Raw genomic sequence first — 18,507 nt, 5'->3', positions numbered from 1 at the left:
AAGGGTCAGATTTTTGTGTCCAAACCTTAAGCGAAACTTGCTTAGCTAGTTATAGGATTTATAAACCTCTCATTAGGAAGGTTATTCTTAATTACTAAACGTTTTTACTATGAATTTATGAGTTTTTATAATTTAACCATGCTCTGCGATGCTAAAGGCTAAGCGTCGCTTGAATTATGCTAAAATAGGCTAAAAATAATCGTCCGTTAAACACTAAAGGCGGGCGGCACATCATTTTAAAAACTACTGATAATGATAACTTTTAGGGCAAGCTTATGAATAATCCCAATAATAGCAATCGTGTGGTCATCAACCTCGACGGCGGTCTTGATGATTTGGATGACGATGATATTACCTTACCCAGTCTGCCAGCGCAATCGGTGCCTATCATCGATGAGTCTGAAGATACTTCACTTACTGATATAGCGGCAGACCTACCACTAGCGACGCCGATTATTGAGACAGAAAAACAAAGCCCTGCTGCAAATATTATAGAGGGTACTGTAGAAACAACGGCAAAAAGTGCTACAAATACTGCTGCGTCGCAGTCTACAACTTCAATTCCTACGATGCCTCTGCAAGATCATCTGGGCGATAGTGCGAGCGTCACCTCTAAAAATAATGATAGCAGCGCTATTGATAAAGCAAAAACTGAGTTACAGCAGCCGACAACAGCGCCAGAAGAGTCGCAACAGTCAGAACAGACTGAGGAAAATAAGAAAAAAGGCAGCTGGTTTAATCGCATGAAGACGGGGCTGAGTAAGTCACGTAAAAATCTTGCCGAAGGGATGGTTAGTATCCTTATCGGTGGTAAAGAGATTGACGATGAGCTCTTAGAAGAAGTGGAAGACCAGCTGTTGGTGGCTGATATCGGTGTCAATGCAACCAATCGTATTATTAAGAGCCTGACTGAACAAACTGCCCGTGGCGATTTGATTTATGCCCATTCATTATATAAAGCACTGCAAACTGAGCTGGTCGATATCTTAACGCCAAAAGTTGCGCCATTAGTCATCGATACCAGTAAAAAGCCCTTTGTTATCTTGGTAGTGGGGGTCAATGGTGTTGGTAAAACGACGACTATTGGTAAACTTGCTAAGCGCCTGCAAGGTGAAGGAAAATCCGTCATGTTAGCGGCTGGTGATACGTTCCGTGCCGCGGCGACTGAACAGCTACAAATTTGGGGTGAGCGCAATCACATTCCTGTCGTTGCTCAAGGTCATGGTTCTGATAGCGCCTCTGTTATCTTTGATGCGATGCAATCTGCCAAAGCAAAAAATATCGACGTGTTAATCGCTGATACGGCAGGGCGCTTGCAAAATAAAACCCACTTGATGGCCGAGCTTGAAAAAGTCGTGCGCGTGATGCGTAAAGCTGATCCAAGCGCGCCGCATGAAGGCATGATTGTCCTCGACGCTGGCACGGGTCAAAACGCCATCAATCAGGTCGAGTTATTTAATGAAGTCGTGCCATTAACCGGTATTACCATTACCAAACTAGACGGTACGGCGAAAGGTGGTGTGGTGTTCAATATCGCTGAAACCACGGATGTGCCGATTCGTTATATTGGGGTCGGTGAGTCGATTGATGATTTGCGCGCCTTTAGTCCAAAACAGTTTGTCGCCGCTTTATTTGAGACTGACGATAAAGAGTAGCGCTCTATAGGTTTTTTACAATAAGTAAGTGTCAAAATTATGAGTGTTTAGAGGAAGGAATAATGATAGTCACCATCGCAGCGGTTGAGTCGCACCAGTTGGCGTTGATTGCCAGTACGCATGAGCATAGCAGCCCTAAGCTGGTCGAAGTCAATTGGCTGCAGGTGGGTGATTCTTGGCACAGCTCAAAATCTATTCCCAAGCTTAAAAAGCATTATGGGCTTGTCGATGAGGATTTCACCTTTATCGCTCAAAATAACCTGAGCAAAAGCGAGCCTGCTGAGGCGTTACTTCTAGAAGCGCTTGAGCAATTAGCAGCGTATTTTAAAGGTAAGCGTCAAGCATTCGACTTGCCATTAGACATAAGCTTAGGCACTGATTTTCAGCAATGCGTCTGGCAACAGCTGCAACAGATACCGCATGGTGAAACGATTAGTTATGCCACACTGGCGCAGCGAGTCGGTAATCCCAAAGGCTTTCGCGCCGTCGCCAATGCCAATGGCAAAAACCCCTTTAGTATCATCATTCCTTGTCACCGCGTTATTGCGAGCGATGGTAAATTGGGTGGTTATACCGGCGGCTTGGATAAAAAAACATACTTGCTGACGCTCGAAGGGGTTGAGGTTAAACGCTAAGGTTTTTCTTTACTAAGCCAAAAATTCTGACTATAAGTTTTTTGGCTATTTAAAACATTTGCCGCAGCCATTGCAATCCTTCGACTTTTTAAATATCACCTTGGTCCATACGTAATAAATAGATAAAACCACCATCATAAACACCAATAAATACTCGACCCATGTACTCATCATTAGCTCTCTAAAATCCGAAAATTTGTCCTGTCACCCGATAGGTTAGCCACGCCATTAAATAAGCCAATATAAATAAATAGCTGGCGATGGCGATGGTTTGTTTCAAAGAATTGGTTTCGCGGCGAATAACGGCTAGCGTGGCCAAGCACATCGGCGCGTAAACATAAAATGCCAAAAATGAAAACGCAGTAGCCAATCCCCACTGCGTATGAATAATAGGAATAAGCGTCTGATTGACCGCTTCATCGCCGATGCTACCGACCGCATATACCGTGCCAAGCGCGGCAATGACGACCTCGTGCGGCAAGCCCTGGGATTAAAGCAATACACATCTGCCAAGTAAAACCAATGGGCGCAAAAATTGGCTCAATCATATGCCCAAGCATGCCCGCAAAACTATAATCAATCGCTGGGTTCGTCGCGCCAATCGGGGCTGCGGGAAAAGTCACCAATACCCACAATATTACCGTCAGCGCAAAAATGACTGTACCGGCTCGCATTAAAAAAGCACTTACCTTATCCCAAAGCTCACTGGCAATATGTTTGATATTTGGCAGGCGATAAGTAGGGAGCTCTATCAATAAGGGAAAGGCTGCCGCTTTTGTCGTCGAGCTATGAAAGCGTTTGAATAGCCACGATATAAACGCCGCTGAAAAAATACCGGCGATATACAATACAAATAAGGTCATACCTTGTAAGTTGAAAACACCTAGGACGGTTTGATTGGGAATCACCGCTGCAATAATCAGCGCATAAATCGGCAAACGCGCCGAACACGTCAGCATGGGCAATACCGCAATCGCCACAAAACGTTCTTTATGATTGGGTATAGTACGGGTCGACATAACCGCTGGCACCGTACAAGCGAAACCTGACAACAAAGGGATAAATGAGCGGCCAGATAAGCCTACTTTAGACAATAAGTTGTCCAGTAAAAAAGCGGCGCGCGGTAAATAACCTGAGTCCTCTAGTATTAATAAGAATAAAAATAGCAGGGTGATTTGTGGTAAGAACACCACGACGCTACCCACGCCAGCAACGACGCCATTGACGAGCAGGCTTTGTAATATCCCATCTGGTAGCCAGTCGACTAACAGCGCTCCAAGACTTGCTACCAGCCATTCAATGCCTTGCATCAGCGGCTCTGCCCACGCGTAGACAGCTTGAAAGATAACAAAAAGAATCGTTAATAGAATAATGACCCCAATGACGGGATGCAATGCCAAATAATCTATGCGCTCATGCCACTTTGGCAAACGTTGTGCGCTTATCACCGCTCGGCTCAAAATATCATCAGCACTCTTATACATCGCTTGCGTATCAGGGTTAATGTTATTAAAGCCATTATCAATATGATTACCACTGCTATCAGCTTTGAAAAAACGCACGGGCTGAGCTTTATGCTTTATATGCTCAATAAACTCATCTGCCAAAACCAGCAACTGCTCACAGCCTTGACGCTTGATTGCCACCGTCTTGACGACAGCAACGCCCAGCTCCTTTGATAGTATGGCTTGGTCAACTATCAGTCCTCGGCTTTCTGCTACATCGCTCAGATTGAGCGCGACTATGATTGGCAAATTTAAGCTTTTGAGTTCCAGCAACATCCGTAATGACATCCGCAGGTTGGTCGCATCAGCCACAAAAATTATCCCATCTGGTATCGGCTCGCCCGCCATCTGGCCAAAGAGCACTTGACGCGTAACTTCTTCATCAAGGCTGGTGGTCTTTAGGCTATAAGTACCCGGCAAATCTATAATATTGACCGTAGCATGCCCAGCAGTGTGGCACTGCGTTTATCGACAGTGACGCCAGAATAATTGGCCACCTTTGCTTTAGAGCCTGTCAGCACATTAAAAGTAGCGGTTTTACCACAATTAGGGGCGCCAACTAAAGCAAGATTGATAGGGCGGGTTTTGGCTTGTGTTTGCGTACTTGGCATTTAGTCAGACATCGCTTATTTATTAAGTTATCAGTCATTAAGGTGCTACAACCTACAACAGCCTTAATACAGTAAGTCAGGAGCAAGTTAGTAAATTAGACCGAATACTTACCTTGAATCTATAGCGATACAACTGATTTTTATGAGCTCATCGGCGCGTAAGCTAAACTGCGCACCGGTACTCAGTTGCACCGCATAAGGCGGCTTGCCAAACAGACCTTTGGCAACGATTTGAATAGTGGTATTAGGCAGAAAACCTAAATCTTTGAGTCGTTGACTGATAATGTTATCCATTTCACCAAAGCGCTCATTGGCGATGATATCATCAATAATAGCAGGCTGATGCTTAGCCAAATCGAGTAACGAGCACAGATGGGTAGCTTTAGAGTTAAGCGTATGAATATTGACGGCAGTGGCGGCTGGATAAGAGGGCAGAAGGGAGGTGCGCATAAAGAATCCTTATCCATTCTTATATGTTAATGATAATTATTACTGTTAAAATCGAATTATATGCCTCACTTATTGACGATACAATACCTATAAAGGATGATGCAAATAACAAAAAAAACCAGAGAGTATGACACTGTCTGGTTTTTATTTTTTGCTACGGATAATATGGTTTTTGACGTATGCTAGTTAAATTTGCCAAGGTTTTTTGCTAGTAAATCTTAGACTAAGCTCAGACACATTAGGCTACTGTTCAAGCTGCGCCATGACTGCATCGGTAAAGCTCACATTACTATAGACTTCTTGCACATCGTCAATATCTTCTAGCATATCGATCATTTTCATCACTTTTAGCGCGTCGTCGATATTATCAATCTCAGCGCTGGTGGCAGGTGCCATAGTGACTTCGGCATTATCAGAGACAAGCCCTGCTGCATTGAGCGCATCTTTTACTCGACCGAAATTTTCCCATTCAGTAATAACCAGCAAGCTTTCACCATCGTTTTCGATGTCCAGCGCGCCAGCGTCCAAAGCCGCGAGCATGACTTCTTCTTCTAAGCTGACATCGTTAAAAACGATTTCACCGCGTTTGGTAAACAAATAAGCGACCGAGCCTGAGGTGCCAAGGTTGCCTTCATTTTTGGTAAAGGCATGGCGCACTTCACTGACCGTACGGTTCAGATTGTCAGTCATGGTTTCTACCAGTACCGCGACGCCGCCGACGCCATAGCCTTCGTAGCTGACTTCATCCATATTGTCATTATCATCGCCGCCTGTACCACGAGCAACCGCGCGGTTGATGGTATCTCGAGTCATATTGACTGATAAAGCCTTTTCGATAACCGCCCGCAAGCGTGGGTTTTTATCAGGGTCGGGGTCACCTTGCTTGGCAGCAGAAACAATTTCACGAATAATCTTGGTAAATATTTTACCTTTTACCGCATCCTGACGGGCTTTACGGTGTTTGATATTTGCCCATTTTGAATGGCCTGCCATATGACGTCCTTACGTTTTACGGGTTGTTTATAGTGCGTATAAAAAGTTAGTAGGCTATGCCTTGTTAACAACTTTTCATACTTGATAAGGTATTGTTATTATATGATTGTGCGGTTAATACAGTGTAATAGACCTATCGGCAAGTTAACGATATGTATGTCGTTTGGCGCGCTTTTTTGCTACACTGCTATCTTCTTTGTCTTGAGCGACTATTGCCTAAGGCGATGAAAACCGCTAGTAAAATATTGGCAGTATTATAAACCACTTTAGCGCATTTTGACCAACCTTAGCTTGCCCATATCAGCTTAAAGCGTTCGGTTTTTTATAACCATTGATTTTGTGACTATACCGACTTTATGAAGCAACCAACCGCCGAAGCCATTACCCATTTGCGTAACCGCATTCATATCATTATCGAAGGCACGGATACCCGTTTGGGTAAGCTGTTTGATATTGTATTATTGATTGCGATTTTGGCCAGTGTTGCCGTGGTAATGCTCGATAGTGTGCTATATATGCGTTTGCAATATGGTACGCTATTTCGTTATGCAGAATGGTTTTTTACCATTTTATTTACCATTGAGTATATTTTAAGGTGGTTTTCGGCGCCCAATCGCTTTCGTTATGCGTTTAGTTTCTTTGGCATCGTAGATTTATTGTCGGTATTACCCAGCTATTTAAGCCTTGTATTTGGCGGCGTCCAGTATCTGCTCGTCATTCGCATCCTGCGTATCTTACGGGTATTTCGGGTACTCAAGCTCAATACCTACATGCAGCAAGCGGGCTTTCTTGCCTCAGCACTTAAAACCAGCCAACAGAAAATCACGGTATTTTTCTTATCACTCGTTTTGCTAGTGACTATTTTTGGTTCGGTTGTTTACGTGGTAGAAGGGCCAGAAAATGGTTTTACCAGTATTCCTATCTCTATTTATTGGGCAGTGGTGACGGTTACGACCACGGGCTATGGTGATATGTCACCAAAAACGCCAATCGGGCAAGCGATTGCATCGATGGTGATGATCACCGGTTATGCGATTATTGCCGTGCCGACAGGTATTTTTACCGCCGAGCTGGCACGTAACATGCGCCCGCAGCTAAACCCGATTGCCTGTCCAAACTGCGGCAAATTCGGTCACGCCGTAGGAGCGGATTTCTGCGATCGCTGCGGTCATGCGCTGCATGTTTAGTAGTCTATATATTCTGCAACCAGCGGCGATAAATCGATAACCACGCCTAGATTGACCAAATTCCAATACTGACCTGAAATGGTACGGTCAAGCATCATCGTCGTTGCTGATGGCTGAAACTGACCAAAATACTTTAACGAGGTGCGCATTTGGGCAATGGCTTCATGATGGGTTTGGCTGCTGCCAAAATCAAAAGGGCCTTGCTGATAAGGTTCTATGGATAAGGGTTTAAGTCCAATCTCTAACCACTCTTTATAAAATTCACCCGGCACAACTTTATCATCATCGCGGCGGATATCAAGGGCAATCAAGTCTTGCTCAAGCGCGGTCACATCACCTTTTAAGGCATGCTTAGCAAAGCGGCGAAATAATTGTACTTCGCTGTCACTATAACTGCGGATACCACCAAAATCATAAGCCACAACGCTACCATCGGTGCGAAAAGCAAAGTTGCCAGGGTGGGGGTCGCAGTGCATACGGTATAAACCAAATAGCTGTCCAGCGCTAAAATGAAACAGGCGCTTAGCGATTTTTTGCTTAATGTCGTTATCCCATGTCGCAGCAACAGCAAGCGGCTCACCCATCTCTTCAGTCAAGGTCAAAATGCGCTTGGATGAATGGCTACTGATCACTTTGGGGATAATTAGCCCTTCATCATCGGCATGAAAGGCGCCAAATACCTGTAGATTGTGCGCCTCTTTAACGTAGTCGAGCTCGTCATGCAAACTTTGGCGAATCTCATTAAACAGCTGCTCTTGTAACTGCTTACTCATATTGAGTACGCCAGCTATTTTTAGCGCCATGCGTACTTGTTTTAGATCGCTATCGCAGTTTTCATCGACATCAGGATACTGCACCTTTACCACCACCCTTTGTCCAGACGGCAAAACCGCTCTGTGCACTTGTCCGATTGACGCCGCGGCAAATGGCGCTTCTTCAAATTGGGTAAATAACTCAGCAATAGGCGCTTTTAATTCACGCTCAACTTGCGCGCGTATTTGTCCATAAGGCATCGGCGGCGCGTCTTTTTGGAGTTTTTCTAAAGCGGTCGCCACTTCAGGTGGAAACACGTCTTTATATTGGGAGGCGATTTGTCCCACTTTCATCACCGCGCCTTTCATTTCACCAAGCGTTTCAGCGATTTGCACACCGACGTCTTGCATCAGCGCTGAGCGCGCTTCTAGACGTTTTTCTTCGTCACTTGAGAGGTGCTTTAATGAGTTTTTAGCAGCTTTACCGGCGATACTTGCGGTCATGCCAGCGAGTTTCATAAAGCGTTTTCCGGACGATTTTGCCATTCATATCACCATATCGTGGGTTGTTTTTCATGCGCTAATATTATTACTTTCATCATATCATTGCTGTTTGACTAATGTGCCAAAAGCAACTTGATCGCAACTTCAATGCTAATAGTCTTGTGCTTATTTGACGTTTTATTGATATAAATAAAGTCATAATCTCTACGTTAACCGTCTAATTTTAAAGCATAAGTATGGGTTAGCCAATAATCCAATGCCATCTGATAACCCAAATGCCCGAGTCCGCAAATCACGCCGACGGCTATATCGCTTAAATACGAATGCTGCCGAAACGGCTCACGAGCATGAACATTGGATAAATGCACCTCTATAAAGGGTTTTTGTGTTGCCAATAGCGCGTCGCGTATCGCCACTGAGGTATGGGTAAAAGCAGCAGGATTGATAATAATCGCATCTACTTGTGCAGCGGTTTCTGCTAAAAGACCATAATATTGAATCTCATCGACCAGCTTGCCCTCATGGTTTGATTGGATACAAATCAGCTCGATGTCGTATTTGGCGGCACGCTCGATCAAATTTTTCTCAATATCAGCAAGGGTCGTATGGCCATAGATTTTCGGCTCACGTTTACCGAGCAAGTTAAGATTAACGCCATTGATCAGCAATAATTTATGCGTCAACGTCTTATCATTTTGTTGTAGATTGCTATTTGCTTTTATTGGCTGAGAAGTGGTTGTCATAGTTATAGTTGGCTCTACAATTATTAAGGTAAGTGGGTTGCTATTATTAAAAATAAGCGGCGCCGTACTTTTATGACGGTGCTTTTTTGGAATTTTGAGAAAGAAAATACATTAAATATACGATGTTTTAGTCCTTTATCATAACAGTTTGTCAGCATGGTTATAAAAATAACCGCAAAAACTGCTATAAGGGCTAAAAATCATGTGAAAAGTCTTTATGTTGCCAAAAACCCATGCTATGATATTTTTTACGCAACAAATATTACTTGTTTGTTGCTAGCGCTGATATAAGCAATTAATATAATGCTTAGAGTATTTTGATAGCTGCTTATGTTGGTGAGGACGAATTTACTATACGCTGATTCATAAAGAGAGTAATAACAGGCTTTATGAGGCGATGATGGTATGTAGAGTAGTACTCTTACATTTTGATTTCATAATCTTCAACCCCGTTTATATGCAATGTCGCAAAGGAATTTGGGGTTAAGTGACTTTTTAGGAAGTAATATTATGTCAGCTCGTGAGCAAGGTATCGTTAAGTGGTTTAATGACTCAAAAGGCTTTGGTTTCATTCAACGCGATAGCGGCGAAGATATTTTTGTCCATTTCCGCGCGATCCAAGGTGATGGTTATCGCTCTTTAAAAGATGGCGAAAAAGTTGAGTTCAGTGTGGTTGAAGGCGAAAAAGGCCTGCAAGCTGAAGAAGTCAGAAAAGTAGAAGAGTAATCGCTACCGACATTAATGCCGTTTGGCTATAATGTCGTTACAAACTACTGATATACTACTAAGTCAAGCCCGTCTGTCTTGCCTATGTTGAATAAAACGCAGCATATTTGGTAAGTTTAGATGTTAGGCTTGGCTTTTTTATGCATGCTTGTTTTATTGTTTGTCTGCTTAGCGCGGATATGCTATTAATGGCAAGCAAATTATACAAAAGGATATTTTTTTTGAGTACTTTTAAGACGTTTACCGATTTGCCGTTATCAAATGCCACTTTGCGAGCTGTAAATGATTTAGGCTTCACTGAATTGACGCCCATTCAAGCACAGATATTACCGCATACATTGGCAAATCAAGACGCTATCGGACAGGCGCAAACCGGTACTGGCAAGACGGCAACGTTTTTATTGACTATTATGGAAGCACTGCTTAAGCGTCCCTTTGCTGCCGATGAAAAACGCTATTTGGGCGAGCCAAGAGCCGTGGTTATGGCGCCAACGCGTGAGCTTGCCCAGCAGATATTTGATGACTGTATTGCTCTGACCAAATATACCTCGCTTCACAGCGTTTGTATCATGGGTGGTACCAATTATGAAACTCAGCAGCATGAGCTTGAGCGCCAATATGTCGATATCTTAATTGCCACTCCAGGGCGTTTGATTGACTTGATGCACAAGGGCATGGTTTATCTCGATCGCGTTGAAGTGTTGGTATTAGATGAAGCAGATCGTATGCTCGATATGGGTTTTATCCCAGATATCAAACGCTTGGTTGGTCGTATGCCGCCCAATACCGATCGTCAAAGTTTGCTGTTTTCTGCCACCTTTAACCAAGATGTGATGAATCTTGCCTATCGCTGGTTACATGAGCCAGAATTTGTAGAGATTGAGCCTGAGCATAAAACCAGTGAGTTGGTCGATCAACATTTTTACTTATTAACCGAAGATCAAAAGCTCGCCGCGGTCGAGCGTTTCATCACTGATGAGACAGCAGAGAAGGTGATAATTTTTGCCAACCGTAAAGACCAAGTGAAGCGTTTGTATCATAAGCTGCGTCAAGCGCATAAAATCGTCATGTTATCAGGCGATGTGATTCAGCAAAAGCGTGAAAAATATCTGCAACGCTTTAAAGATGGTCATGCTTTTGTGTTGGTCGCAACTGATGTGGCAGGACGCGGCATCCATGTGGATGATGTCAGCCATGTGATTAATTATACCTTACCAGATCAGCCAGATGATTACGTGCACCGTATTGGGCGTACGGGACGCGCCGGACAAACCGGTATCAGTATCAGCTTTGTCAGCGAAGACGATGCTTTTAATATCCCAGCGCTAGAGAAGCATTTGGATACCAAGTTTCACCTTGAGCAATGGCAGGAATGATTTTATTAAAACAACTTTTATTTTGATAAATATTGCTGCATAAAAAAGCCCTTAACGTCATCATGATGTTAAGGGCTTTTTTATAGGGTCATAATATTTTTTATGCTGCTATCGAGAAGATTCTGGCATAGCTTCGTGATGATGGCTATTCATTTGCTGCTCATCTATCATATTATGCTTATTGTGATTCATAGCGTTATCTGCATTACCTGCATCATGCGGCATATCATGCATACTATGATCCATCGAGCCATTCATAGCGGGCGTCATCTCGTGCTGCATATTGTTCATATTATGATGGGCGGTGGTTGCCGTTATCGCTTCAGAGGAAGTATTGCTATCGGCCATCATAGCGGCGTGGCTGCCATGATTCATTTGAGCATGCTCGCCATGTCCATTACCGCCGCCGTGGCCACCATGCATGCTAGCCATTATCATAGGAACAAAAGCAACCGCTAAGCCAGATAACACCATGATAGCGCCATTAATTTGTCTTAAACGCATACGGCCAATTTTTTCACGCAACCAACCAACTGTCTCGTGGGTAGCCACCAACATCGGCACAGTTCCCAAACCAAAGACAAACATCAATACCGCACCGCCCAGTGGGTTATGAGCAACGACAGCGATAAGTAGCGCACCATAAACCAAGCCGCAAGGTAAAAATCCCCATAATAACCCTGCCGCTAAAGCACGCGGGAAGGTATTAAGTGGAAATACTTTTTGGCGAAGCGGACTAAGGAATTGCCAAAAACGCATGCCGACGCGCTCAAGTTTGGCTAAAAATGGCGCGCCAAGCATGGTGACGCCCACAAAGACCAAGACCAAACCTAATAGGATACGAGGCATACTGTTGCCCGTCATCAACGGCGCTAAAACAGTGGTGCCAACAAGTCCAGCAACCAAGCCCAAAAATGCGTAACTGCTTAAACGCCCGAAATGATAAGTCGCTATCAAAGCACGGCGCTTAGCAGGGCTGACATCTTTCATCGATAAACTAAATGCCGCGACCAAACCACCACACATGCCTAAGCAATGCGGTGAACCTAAAAATCCCATTAGTAATGCCGCAACGAGTAAAGCTGTGGTCATGGGGGTCTCTCCTAAAAATGGTAAAGGGTGAGCCTGCTTTTATCCTTGCCCTAAAGAAATGATAAAATCAGTTAGGTATAAATGAGATATAAAAGGCTAAAGGATTGAGTTTTATTGATAGCTATTTGCATGATAAAGACGATATCGGCACGCAGCGCATCGTTAGCATTCAATCATCGGTTTTGTTAGAATCTGCTGGATCATTGGTTTGCGGCGCTTGAGGGGTATGCTCGTTAGGCTCATGGGCTTGAATGGTTTGGCGACGCTCTTGGCGATCATCCAAGATGATACGCTGCGATGCATTATCTAAATCTTCAAATTGGTTTGATCGAACCGCATAGCGTATTGCCCAGATGGCCACCACGAACAGCATTAAACTTAAAGGAATTAATAAAAATATACTGAGCATGGCAAACCTCTTTCATAGCAGTTTCTTATATTATACACTTATTGCAAGTGTTATAAATGTTCTATAAAGTTCAAAAATAAGACAGTGGATAATGGGGCAATAATAGGTACCTAATGATATTAAGACTAAAAGTAAAATTAAGACAGTAAATGCCAGCTGGCTATTGCTCAGTAGGTTTTTTAGCGACATTACCCCTTGGTGTTAATAGTTGCTGCGAGGTCACATCATTTGCTTGGCGACAGTTTGCTTGCGGACGAATGACATCACGTAAGTAAGCGGCAACTTCATAAACGGCCCGCCGCGAATGGCTTAAGTTTTGCGCTGGTTCCATCCAATCACGCCGTACCGGTAAGGGCGCGTTAATTGGCGTACTATTAATGCCATTTAAAGCAAACTGTCTGCGCGCGCGCGCCATGTGATAGCTGTCGGTGATAAGGTACACATGATACAGAGGAATGCGCTTGGCAGTAAAACGCGCATTTTCACAGGTATTCATACTGGCATTTTCGCTGATAAGCCCGTCAATACCGTGTTCAATAAGCCATTGACCAAGCCAAGGCGCTTCGGCGCCGCTCAGGACGATAGGTAGCGGCAAGTCATGATAAGCGGTTGCTGCTGTACGGGCGCGATTAAGGCTATAACTATTGAGAATAGTTTGATTGTTATTGTCATTGGTCAAGCCGCCGCCCAACACCACATAAGCGGTCGGTGGAGAACTCATGGCGGCAGGTTGCATCTTTGGTAAGGGTAAATGTGCTAAGAGATAAACCACCGCTTGCGAAAATAGCGGGGTAAACAAACTGATAAGAACGAGAATAACGGCCGTTGAGCCAAGCAAAAAAGTGGCATTAATAATACGAAACAGCTTTATCATACGCTCAGCTGAACGTAAATAAGAGCGCCATAAGCGCTTGGACCATGATCGCTTAGACCACATGCTCATCAAATCCAATAGAGCCGTCAGCATTTACCCAAACCGGCTCGCGCGCCAATTCAATCGCAAACTTCTCATGGACAATGTCAGCGATATGCTGCTGCGCTTTTGCCACATCCGCTTGCGCCGCTTGATATGGGCTGTGATTAGTCAACACTAACGCTTGCTGCTGATGGGTGAGTATTGGCGCTAAACCATGCCCCTTTAGACCAGCCTGTTCAATTAACCAGCCAGCTGCCACCTTAACCATGGCATCGGGCGTTGGATAGCCAACGATGGTAGGATGGATGGCTTTTAGCGCTATAAATTGCGCTTGAGAAATAATAGGATTTTGAAAAAAGCTGCCGCAATTGGGTAGCTGCTTAGGGTCGGGCAGCTTCTGCTGGCGAATATCTATAATCGCTTGCATGACATCAGCAGGATTGGGCTGGCTGCGTCCTCGCTGCTCGGCATAGCGCTGCGCGACCGTCTGCACATCGCCGTAGCTGGCAAGGATTTTGCTGGGATCGGTATGCAGACGAAAACCAACGCGCGTAATCAGCCAAGTATTGGGCGTACGCTTAAAGAGGCTGTCGCGGTAGCCAAACTCGCAGTCTGCTGCTGTTAGCTGATGCCAAGTTTGGGTTGGGAGATGATAGGCACGCACGTACTCTAGACAGTCTTCTAACTGCACACCGTAAGCGCCGATATTTTGTACCGGCGCTGCGCCAGTCAAACCCGGTATCAGTGCCAAATTTTCTAGGCCATACCAACCTTGAGCAACCGTATGCATGACCAAGTCGTGCCAATTTTCACCAGCCATCACTTCGATATCGACATAACTGTCTGTCTGCGCTGTCACGCTAATACCGCGCATCTGTGGTCGCAAGACAATCGCATTTAGCTGTGCGGGCAATAAAACGTTACTGCCGCCTGAAAGAACGAATAACGGCTTAGTAGGTGCTGCCTCTTTTTCATAATTTGCCATAAAGGCATCAAGCTGTGCCTCATCCGTTAGTGGGACGACCACATCCGCTACAGATGCTAATGCCATGGTATTGCTATGCGACAAATCGACTAAATTATCCTGCGATATATTCACTGCAAGATGGGTTGATGTCGCAGGTTGAGCACAGAAATCATGGCGTAAAGCTGAGGTCATAACATAGCCTATAGGGCAAATAAACAAAAAATCATGCGGTGTTTATTATAAAGGATGAGCGGCATAAAAGTAGCAGAAATATAGCACTTTATCGCTAACTATTATTAAGTGTGGTTAAACATTTAGCGCTAAGAACTATTAAACTAAGCAGTTTTCCAACTTTCAATCCAAGCTTGTGAACTGGATTCAATACGTTCAATTACTTCTTCGAAAGCATCGGCGTCCCCTTGATAAGGGTCTGGTACATCGTCGCCGCCGTAAGTTGGGTCTTCTTCACTAAATAATGCCAGTTTGGCAAGCTTGCCATCTGTATCGCTGATACTGTCTTTTATGGCTTGTAGGTCAGCTAAGTTTTGCGCATCCATCGCCAAAATCAAATCAAACTTACGAAAATCATCAGCGCTCACTTGACGCGCGACCAGCTTATTGATGTTGTAACCATGGGCTTTGGCGTGGCGCTGTGCCCGCTCATCTGGCGCATGACCAATATGCCAGTCTCCCGTACCTGCTGAATCCACTTTCATCGCCAGCCCTGCAATCGCTGCTTGCTGGCGGAAAATCTCTTCGGCAGTCGGTGAACGGCAAATATTCCCCAAACAAACCACTAGAACAGAGGAAGGAGTAGACGCTTTGATTGGCATATAAAGACCTTTTATCACAACAAAAAAACATGCCATCAAGACCAGCATGATAATGCGGTTGCTTAGCATGTTATCGAATAAATGAATTGGTGGTTAGCGTAACGGTTAATACCTTGAATGGCAAGAGTAGAGGTAAACAATAGGGTCACGCTAGGCAATAAATAATAGAATACTGCTGTTACTGGCAGCCTTTATTCTTGCTTGTTTTTAAAGCGTTGTAAATCACGACGCTCTTTTTTATTGGGTTTATTATCAGGGCGGGCAAGATTGGCCAGTTTGCGCTGTTCGGCATAGTAGGCGCGGCGCTCTTCGCTTTCCTCAGTTTCAGAATACAGCGCTTGGGCGGCAGTTGCATTACCACGTTGGGCACTTAGCGCTTCGACAATCACGGTTTTTTCAGTCATGGCGGTGGCTGAGCCTTGGCGAATACTGAGTTCATCTCCGACCGTAATCTCTTTACTGGTTTTGACACGGCTCCCTGCATAATGGACGCGACCGCTTTCGATGGCTTCTTTGGCAAGAGTGCGGGTGCGATAAAAACGCGCAGCCCATAACCATTTATCAAGACGCATACGTACCGTATCTGGCTGGCTATGGCTTGGCTGATTGTGGTTTTTGTTATGTTTACTCATCAAAACCTCATAAATATCAATAAACTAAGATAATAATGGTGGTTTTTTTGGGAATTAAAAGAGTGATAAGTGATTAAAGTTTTTCAAAATGGGTTTTTATGGTGAATAAGTAAAAAATTAGCCTTTATTCTGATGTGTAACTTTAATAGCCATTTCTTTAGCGTCATTTGTACGTAAATTCTCTAAGCCGTTTATCACCCCTGTGATGTTTTCTACAGTTTTATTTTGGCTTAATTTAAATTGGGCTTGTATCGAATTAATAGACAATCTAAAGCCAATAATACCGCGACACATGGCATCGATATAAGCAGCTGGTGCGTCATCTAACGACCAAGGATTATCGTTTATTACTTCTTGTTGCGCGGTCATGCTAGCTAATATCCATTTAAGGGTATCAGTGTCTTCAAGCAGCTCAATTTTAGATTGAATATGGATGCTTTGATAGTTCCATGTCGGCACTTCTTTATGAGTTTTGGCTTTGCTAGGATACCAGTTAGGGCTGATGTAGTGTCCAGAATCTTGAAAGATAATTAACCATGAGCTGTCTGCTAAAGCCTGTTGGTAAATAGGGTTTTTGCGACCAAAATGACCATAAAGGTAGCCGTATTGAAAATTGATGTTCGTATCATCTTTATACCAAAATAACGGTAGATGGCAGGCTTCCATACCATCATTGGTTTGGGCAATCAAAGTTGCTAACGGATTAACGGCGATAAATTTAATAATATTGTCAAAATTGTCTTCGGCAAAAATAGTAGGGATATGCATCGCGTTCTCAATATTAGTAAGCGGCCAATCCTATTGGGGTAGGCCGCTTAAAATATGCTGTTATTGTTTTTGCTAAAACTATATCTAAAATTACTTTAAAAATAACTGATAGCCGATATTGTCATTGAGCATGGTGCAGTCATAACCAATATCAAGAAGCGCGTCTTGTAGCTGGCGAGAGTTGCCCTCAGAAGCTTGTAAGCCAACCAATACGCGACCTTCAGCGGCACCGTGGTTGCGATAATGGAATAAGGTAATATTAAAGTCATCGCCCAATTTTTCTAAAAAGGTCAATAAAGCGCCCGGACGTTCTGGGAATACTACGCTTAATAATTGCTCATTTTCGACATGGGCATGACCGCCAATCAAATGACGAATATGAGATTTGGCGATGTCATCATCGGTTAAATCATGCGCTTCATAGCCATCGGCTGCCAATTGGTTGCTAATCGTTTGACGCTCTTTCTCACCTTCTTTTAAGGCGATACCGACAAAAATAGACGCAGGTTCCATAGAGTCGGGTGATTTTTTGCTATCGGCACGATAGTTAAATTCGGTGATATTACGGCCATGTAGGCTACGGCAGAAGTTTAAAAACGCGCCGGTTTGCTCAGGAATCGTCACGCCAAAGATGGCTTCTTTTTTCTCACCAATCTCCGTACGCTCGGCGATATAGCGCAAGCGGTCAAAGTTCATGTTGGCACCGCAGATGATACCAACGCAGTTTTTGCCTTGTAAATTGTTGGCTTCGATATATTTTTTCATGCCTGCAACGGATAAAGCACCAGCAGGCTCAACGATACTACGGTTTTCTTCAAAGATATCTTTCACCGCTGCGCAGACTTCATCATTGGTACAAGTGACCACGTCAGTCTCGACTAAAGGACCTGACGCATCGCCCTTTTGCATACGCACGATATCAAAAGGCAGCTCGCCAATTTGAGCAACGGCGACACCATCGACAAACAGTCCGACTTGTTTGAGTTTAACCCGTTCATTCGCTTCAAGCGCCGCTTTTAGTGAAGCTGATTGTTCTGCTTCGACGGCGATGACTTTGACATGCGGCGCCACTTCACCCAAAAATGCTGCCACGCCAGAAATCAAACCACCACCGCCTACGGCAACGAAGACATAATCCATGTTGCGCCATTGCTGGGTCAATTCCAGACCAATAGTCCCTTGCCCTGCAATCACCAATTCATCATCATATGGCGGGATAAAGGTTAAACCCTCGGTCTCAGCACGATTAATTGCATAACGGTTGGCTTCATCAAAGCTGTCGCCATGCAAATCGACATTACCGCCAAGCGCGCGTACCGCATCGACTTTGATATCCGGTGTGGTGGTTGGCATCACGATAATGTTATTCAAGTCAAGCTTACGAGCAGAGTAGGCAACGCCTTGCGCATGATTACCTGCCGAGGCACAAATGACGCCGCGTGCTTTTTGCGCATCGCTCAATTGGCTAATACGGTTATAAGCACCGCGCAATTTAAAGGATTTAACCGGTTGCAAATCTTCACGCTTAAATCGAATATCATTAGCAAAACGTTGGGTCAGCTTCGGTGCAGCTTCAAGTGGTGTTTGAATGGCGACGTCATAGACGGTGGCTTGCAAGATGGCTCGTACCCAATGTGACAGCATAATGATTCCTAAACAAAGTGAAAATGAATAAAAGAAGTGCAAATGGTTATAAATTGGTATTCGATAATAAACAGCAATAAACCAGTAAAGATAAGCACAAAAACGAAAT

General features: G+C 44.2%; 17 protein-coding genes and 1 pseudogene. 5 read left to right on the top strand and 13 right to left on the bottom strand.

Translation table 11 applies throughout. The features are described 5' to 3' along the window. Positions 1-743 precede the first annotated feature (743 nt). Complete coding sequence (ftsY, locus tag JFC07_RS00715; RefSeq protein WP_223808455.1) at positions 744-1,655, top strand: signal recognition particle-docking protein FtsY; 912 nt, start codon at positions 744-746, stop codon at positions 1,653-1,655. Between the two features lie 62 nt (positions 1,656-1,717). After that, positions 1,718-2,290, top strand: coding sequence for a methylated-DNA--[protein]-cysteine S-methyltransferase (locus JFC07_RS00710; protein ID WP_198327832.1), 573 nt, complete (start codon positions 1,718-1,720; stop codon positions 2,288-2,290). Between the two features lie 181 nt (positions 2,291-2,471). Here JFC07_RS00710 and feoB read toward each other — a convergent pair. The 3 genes and pseudogenes from feoB to JFC07_RS00695 form a co-directional block, all read right to left on the bottom strand. Then, positions 2,472-4,406, bottom strand: a pseudogene (feoB, locus tag JFC07_RS00705) (ferrous iron transporter B). Positions 4,407-4,514: 108 nt separating this feature from the next. After that, positions 4,515-4,856, bottom strand: coding sequence for a FeoA family protein (locus tag JFC07_RS00700; RefSeq protein ID WP_198327831.1), 342 nt, complete (start codon positions 4,854-4,856; stop codon positions 4,515-4,517). Between the two features lie 243 nt (positions 4,857-5,099). Further along, positions 5,100-5,849, bottom strand: a complete 750-nt coding sequence (locus tag JFC07_RS00695; protein WP_102077564.1) for a YebC/PmpR family DNA-binding transcriptional regulator — start codon at positions 5,847-5,849, stop codon at positions 5,100-5,102. 356 nt (positions 5,850-6,205) lie between these two features. Between JFC07_RS00695 and JFC07_RS00690 the strand changes: the two genes are divergently transcribed. After that, positions 6,206-7,036 (top strand): ion transporter, encoded by an 831-nt coding sequence (locus JFC07_RS00690; protein ID WP_068405178.1) that lies wholly within the window; start codon positions 6,206-6,208, stop codon positions 7,034-7,036. Here JFC07_RS00690 and JFC07_RS00685 read toward each other — a convergent pair. Together JFC07_RS00685 and aroQ are read right to left on the bottom strand one after the other, a co-directional pair. After that, complete coding sequence (locus JFC07_RS00685; RefSeq protein WP_198327830.1) at positions 7,033-8,334, bottom strand: ABC1 kinase family protein; 1,302 nt, start codon at positions 8,332-8,334, stop codon at positions 7,033-7,035. The two genes, JFC07_RS00690 and JFC07_RS00685, sit on opposite strands and share 4 nt — an antisense overlap. Before the next feature lie 167 nt (positions 8,335-8,501). After that, positions 8,502-9,035: a type II 3-dehydroquinate dehydratase gene (gene aroQ, locus JFC07_RS00680; RefSeq protein ID WP_102077562.1), complete on the bottom strand. Its 534-nt coding sequence runs from the start codon at positions 9,033-9,035 to the stop codon at positions 8,502-8,504. A 510-nt stretch (positions 9,036-9,545) separates the two neighbouring features. Here aroQ and JFC07_RS00675 point away from each other — a divergent pair. Continuing rightward, positions 9,546-9,761, top strand: coding sequence for a cold-shock protein (locus tag JFC07_RS00675; protein WP_068405185.1), 216 nt, complete (start codon positions 9,546-9,548; stop codon positions 9,759-9,761). Between the two features lie 221 nt (positions 9,762-9,982). Further along, a complete protein-coding gene (locus tag JFC07_RS00670; RefSeq protein ID WP_406947857.1) occupies positions 9,983-11,137 on the top strand; it encodes a DEAD/DEAH box helicase in 1,155 nt (384 codons plus the stop codon). Between the two features lie 108 nt (positions 11,138-11,245). Here JFC07_RS00670 and JFC07_RS00665 read toward each other — a convergent pair whose 3' ends face one another. The 8 genes from JFC07_RS00665 to ilvA all read right to left on the bottom strand — a co-directional run bounded on the left by JFC07_RS00665 (position 11,246) and on the right by ilvA (position 18,398). After that, entirely contained in the window at positions 11,246-12,229 is a 984-nt protein-coding gene (locus JFC07_RS00665) for a sulfite exporter TauE/SafE family protein (protein ID WP_198327828.1), read from the bottom strand. Positions 12,230-12,398: 169 nt separating this feature from the next. Further along, positions 12,399-12,638 (bottom strand): cbb3-type cytochrome oxidase assembly protein CcoS, encoded by a 240-nt coding sequence (ccoS, locus tag JFC07_RS00660; protein WP_198327827.1) that lies wholly within the window; start codon positions 12,636-12,638, stop codon positions 12,399-12,401. A gap of 160 nt (positions 12,639-12,798) precedes the next feature. Beyond that, positions 12,799-13,575, bottom strand: coding sequence for a YdcF family protein (locus JFC07_RS00655; protein WP_198327826.1), 777 nt, complete (start codon positions 13,573-13,575; stop codon positions 12,799-12,801). Beyond that, positions 13,565-14,713 (bottom strand): UDP-N-acetylmuramate dehydrogenase, encoded by a 1,149-nt coding sequence (gene murB / locus JFC07_RS00650; protein WP_102077559.1) that lies wholly within the window; start codon positions 14,711-14,713, stop codon positions 13,565-13,567. Before murB ends, JFC07_RS00655 begins: the two co-directional genes overlap by 11 nt. A gap of 143 nt (positions 14,714-14,856) precedes the next feature. Next, positions 14,857-15,354, bottom strand: coding sequence for a low molecular weight protein-tyrosine-phosphatase (locus JFC07_RS00645; protein WP_102077558.1), 498 nt, complete (start codon positions 15,352-15,354; stop codon positions 14,857-14,859). Positions 15,355-15,545: 191 nt separating this feature from the next. Further along, complete coding sequence (locus JFC07_RS00640) at positions 15,546-15,986, bottom strand: Hsp15 family ribosome-associated heat shock protein (protein WP_144296251.1); 441 nt, start codon at positions 15,984-15,986, stop codon at positions 15,546-15,548. A gap of 117 nt (positions 15,987-16,103) precedes the next feature. Beyond that, on the bottom strand, positions 16,104-16,754 hold the full coding sequence (locus tag JFC07_RS00635) for an FMN-binding negative transcriptional regulator (RefSeq protein WP_198327825.1): 651 nt from the start codon (positions 16,752-16,754) through the stop codon (positions 16,104-16,106). A gap of 90 nt (positions 16,755-16,844) precedes the next feature. Further along, positions 16,845-18,398 carry a threonine ammonia-lyase, biosynthetic gene (gene ilvA, locus JFC07_RS00630; protein ID WP_068405198.1) on the bottom strand — a complete coding sequence of 518 codons (1,554 nt, stop codon included), beginning with the start codon at positions 18,396-18,398 and terminating at the stop codon, positions 16,845-16,847. Positions 18,399-18,507: the final 109 nt, after the last annotated feature.

It is taken from the genome of Psychrobacter faecalis, from assembly GCF_016107575.1.
Classification (GTDB): domain Bacteria; phylum Pseudomonadota; class Gammaproteobacteria; order Pseudomonadales; family Moraxellaceae; genus Psychrobacter; species Psychrobacter faecalis.
This window is presented reverse-complemented; position numbering and strand designations above follow the sequence as displayed.

Excerpts from the sequence above, each read along its gene's own strand:
- JFC07_RS00710 (WP_198327832.1), top strand. The coding sequence starts at position 1,718 with ATGATAGTCACCATCGCAGCGGTTGAGTCGCACCAGTTGGCGTTGATT.
- JFC07_RS00645 (WP_102077558.1), bottom strand. The coding sequence starts at position 15,354 with ATGCCAATCAAAGCGTCTACTCCTTCCTCTGTTCTAGTGGTTTGTTTG.
- ilvA (WP_068405198.1), bottom strand. The coding sequence starts at position 18,398 with ATGCTGTCACATTGGGTACGAGCCATCTTGCAAGCCACCGTCTATGAC.
- JFC07_RS00685 (WP_198327830.1), bottom strand. The coding sequence starts at position 8,334 with ATGGCAAAATCGTCCGGAAAACGCTTTATGAAACTCGCTGGCATGACC.
- JFC07_RS00655 (WP_198327826.1), bottom strand. The coding sequence starts at position 13,575 with ATGTGGTCTAAGCGATCATGGTCCAAGCGCTTATGGCGCTCTTATTTA.
- JFC07_RS00675 (WP_068405185.1), top strand. The coding sequence starts at position 9,546 with ATGTCAGCTCGTGAGCAAGGTATCGTTAAGTGGTTTAATGACTCAAAA.
- JFC07_RS00635 (WP_198327825.1), bottom strand. The coding sequence starts at position 16,754 with ATGCATATCCCTACTATTTTTGCCGAAGACAATTTTGACAATATTATT.
- JFC07_RS00700 (WP_198327831.1), bottom strand. The coding sequence starts at position 4,856 with ATGCGCACCTCCCTTCTGCCCTCTTATCCAGCCGCCACTGCCGTCAAT.
- aroQ (WP_102077562.1), bottom strand. The coding sequence starts at position 9,035 with ATGACAACCACTTCTCAGCCAATAAAAGCAAATAGCAATCTACAACAA.
- JFC07_RS00690 (WP_068405178.1), top strand. The coding sequence starts at position 6,206 with ATGAAGCAACCAACCGCCGAAGCCATTACCCATTTGCGTAACCGCATT.
- ftsY (WP_223808455.1), top strand. The coding sequence starts at position 744 with ATGAAGACGGGGCTGAGTAAGTCACGTAAAAATCTTGCCGAAGGGATG.
- JFC07_RS00640 (WP_144296251.1), bottom strand. The coding sequence starts at position 15,986 with ATGAGTAAACATAACAAAAACCACAATCAGCCAAGCCATAGCCAGCCA.
- JFC07_RS00665 (WP_198327828.1), bottom strand. The coding sequence starts at position 12,229 with ATGACCACAGCTTTACTCGTTGCGGCATTACTAATGGGATTTTTAGGT.
- JFC07_RS00695 (WP_102077564.1), bottom strand. The coding sequence starts at position 5,849 with ATGGCAGGCCATTCAAAATGGGCAAATATCAAACACCGTAAAGCCCGT.
- murB (WP_102077559.1), bottom strand. The coding sequence starts at position 14,713 with ATGACCTCAGCTTTACGCCATGATTTCTGTGCTCAACCTGCGACATCA.
- ccoS (WP_198327827.1), bottom strand. The coding sequence starts at position 12,638 with ATGCTCAGTATATTTTTATTAATTCCTTTAAGTTTAATGCTGTTCGTG.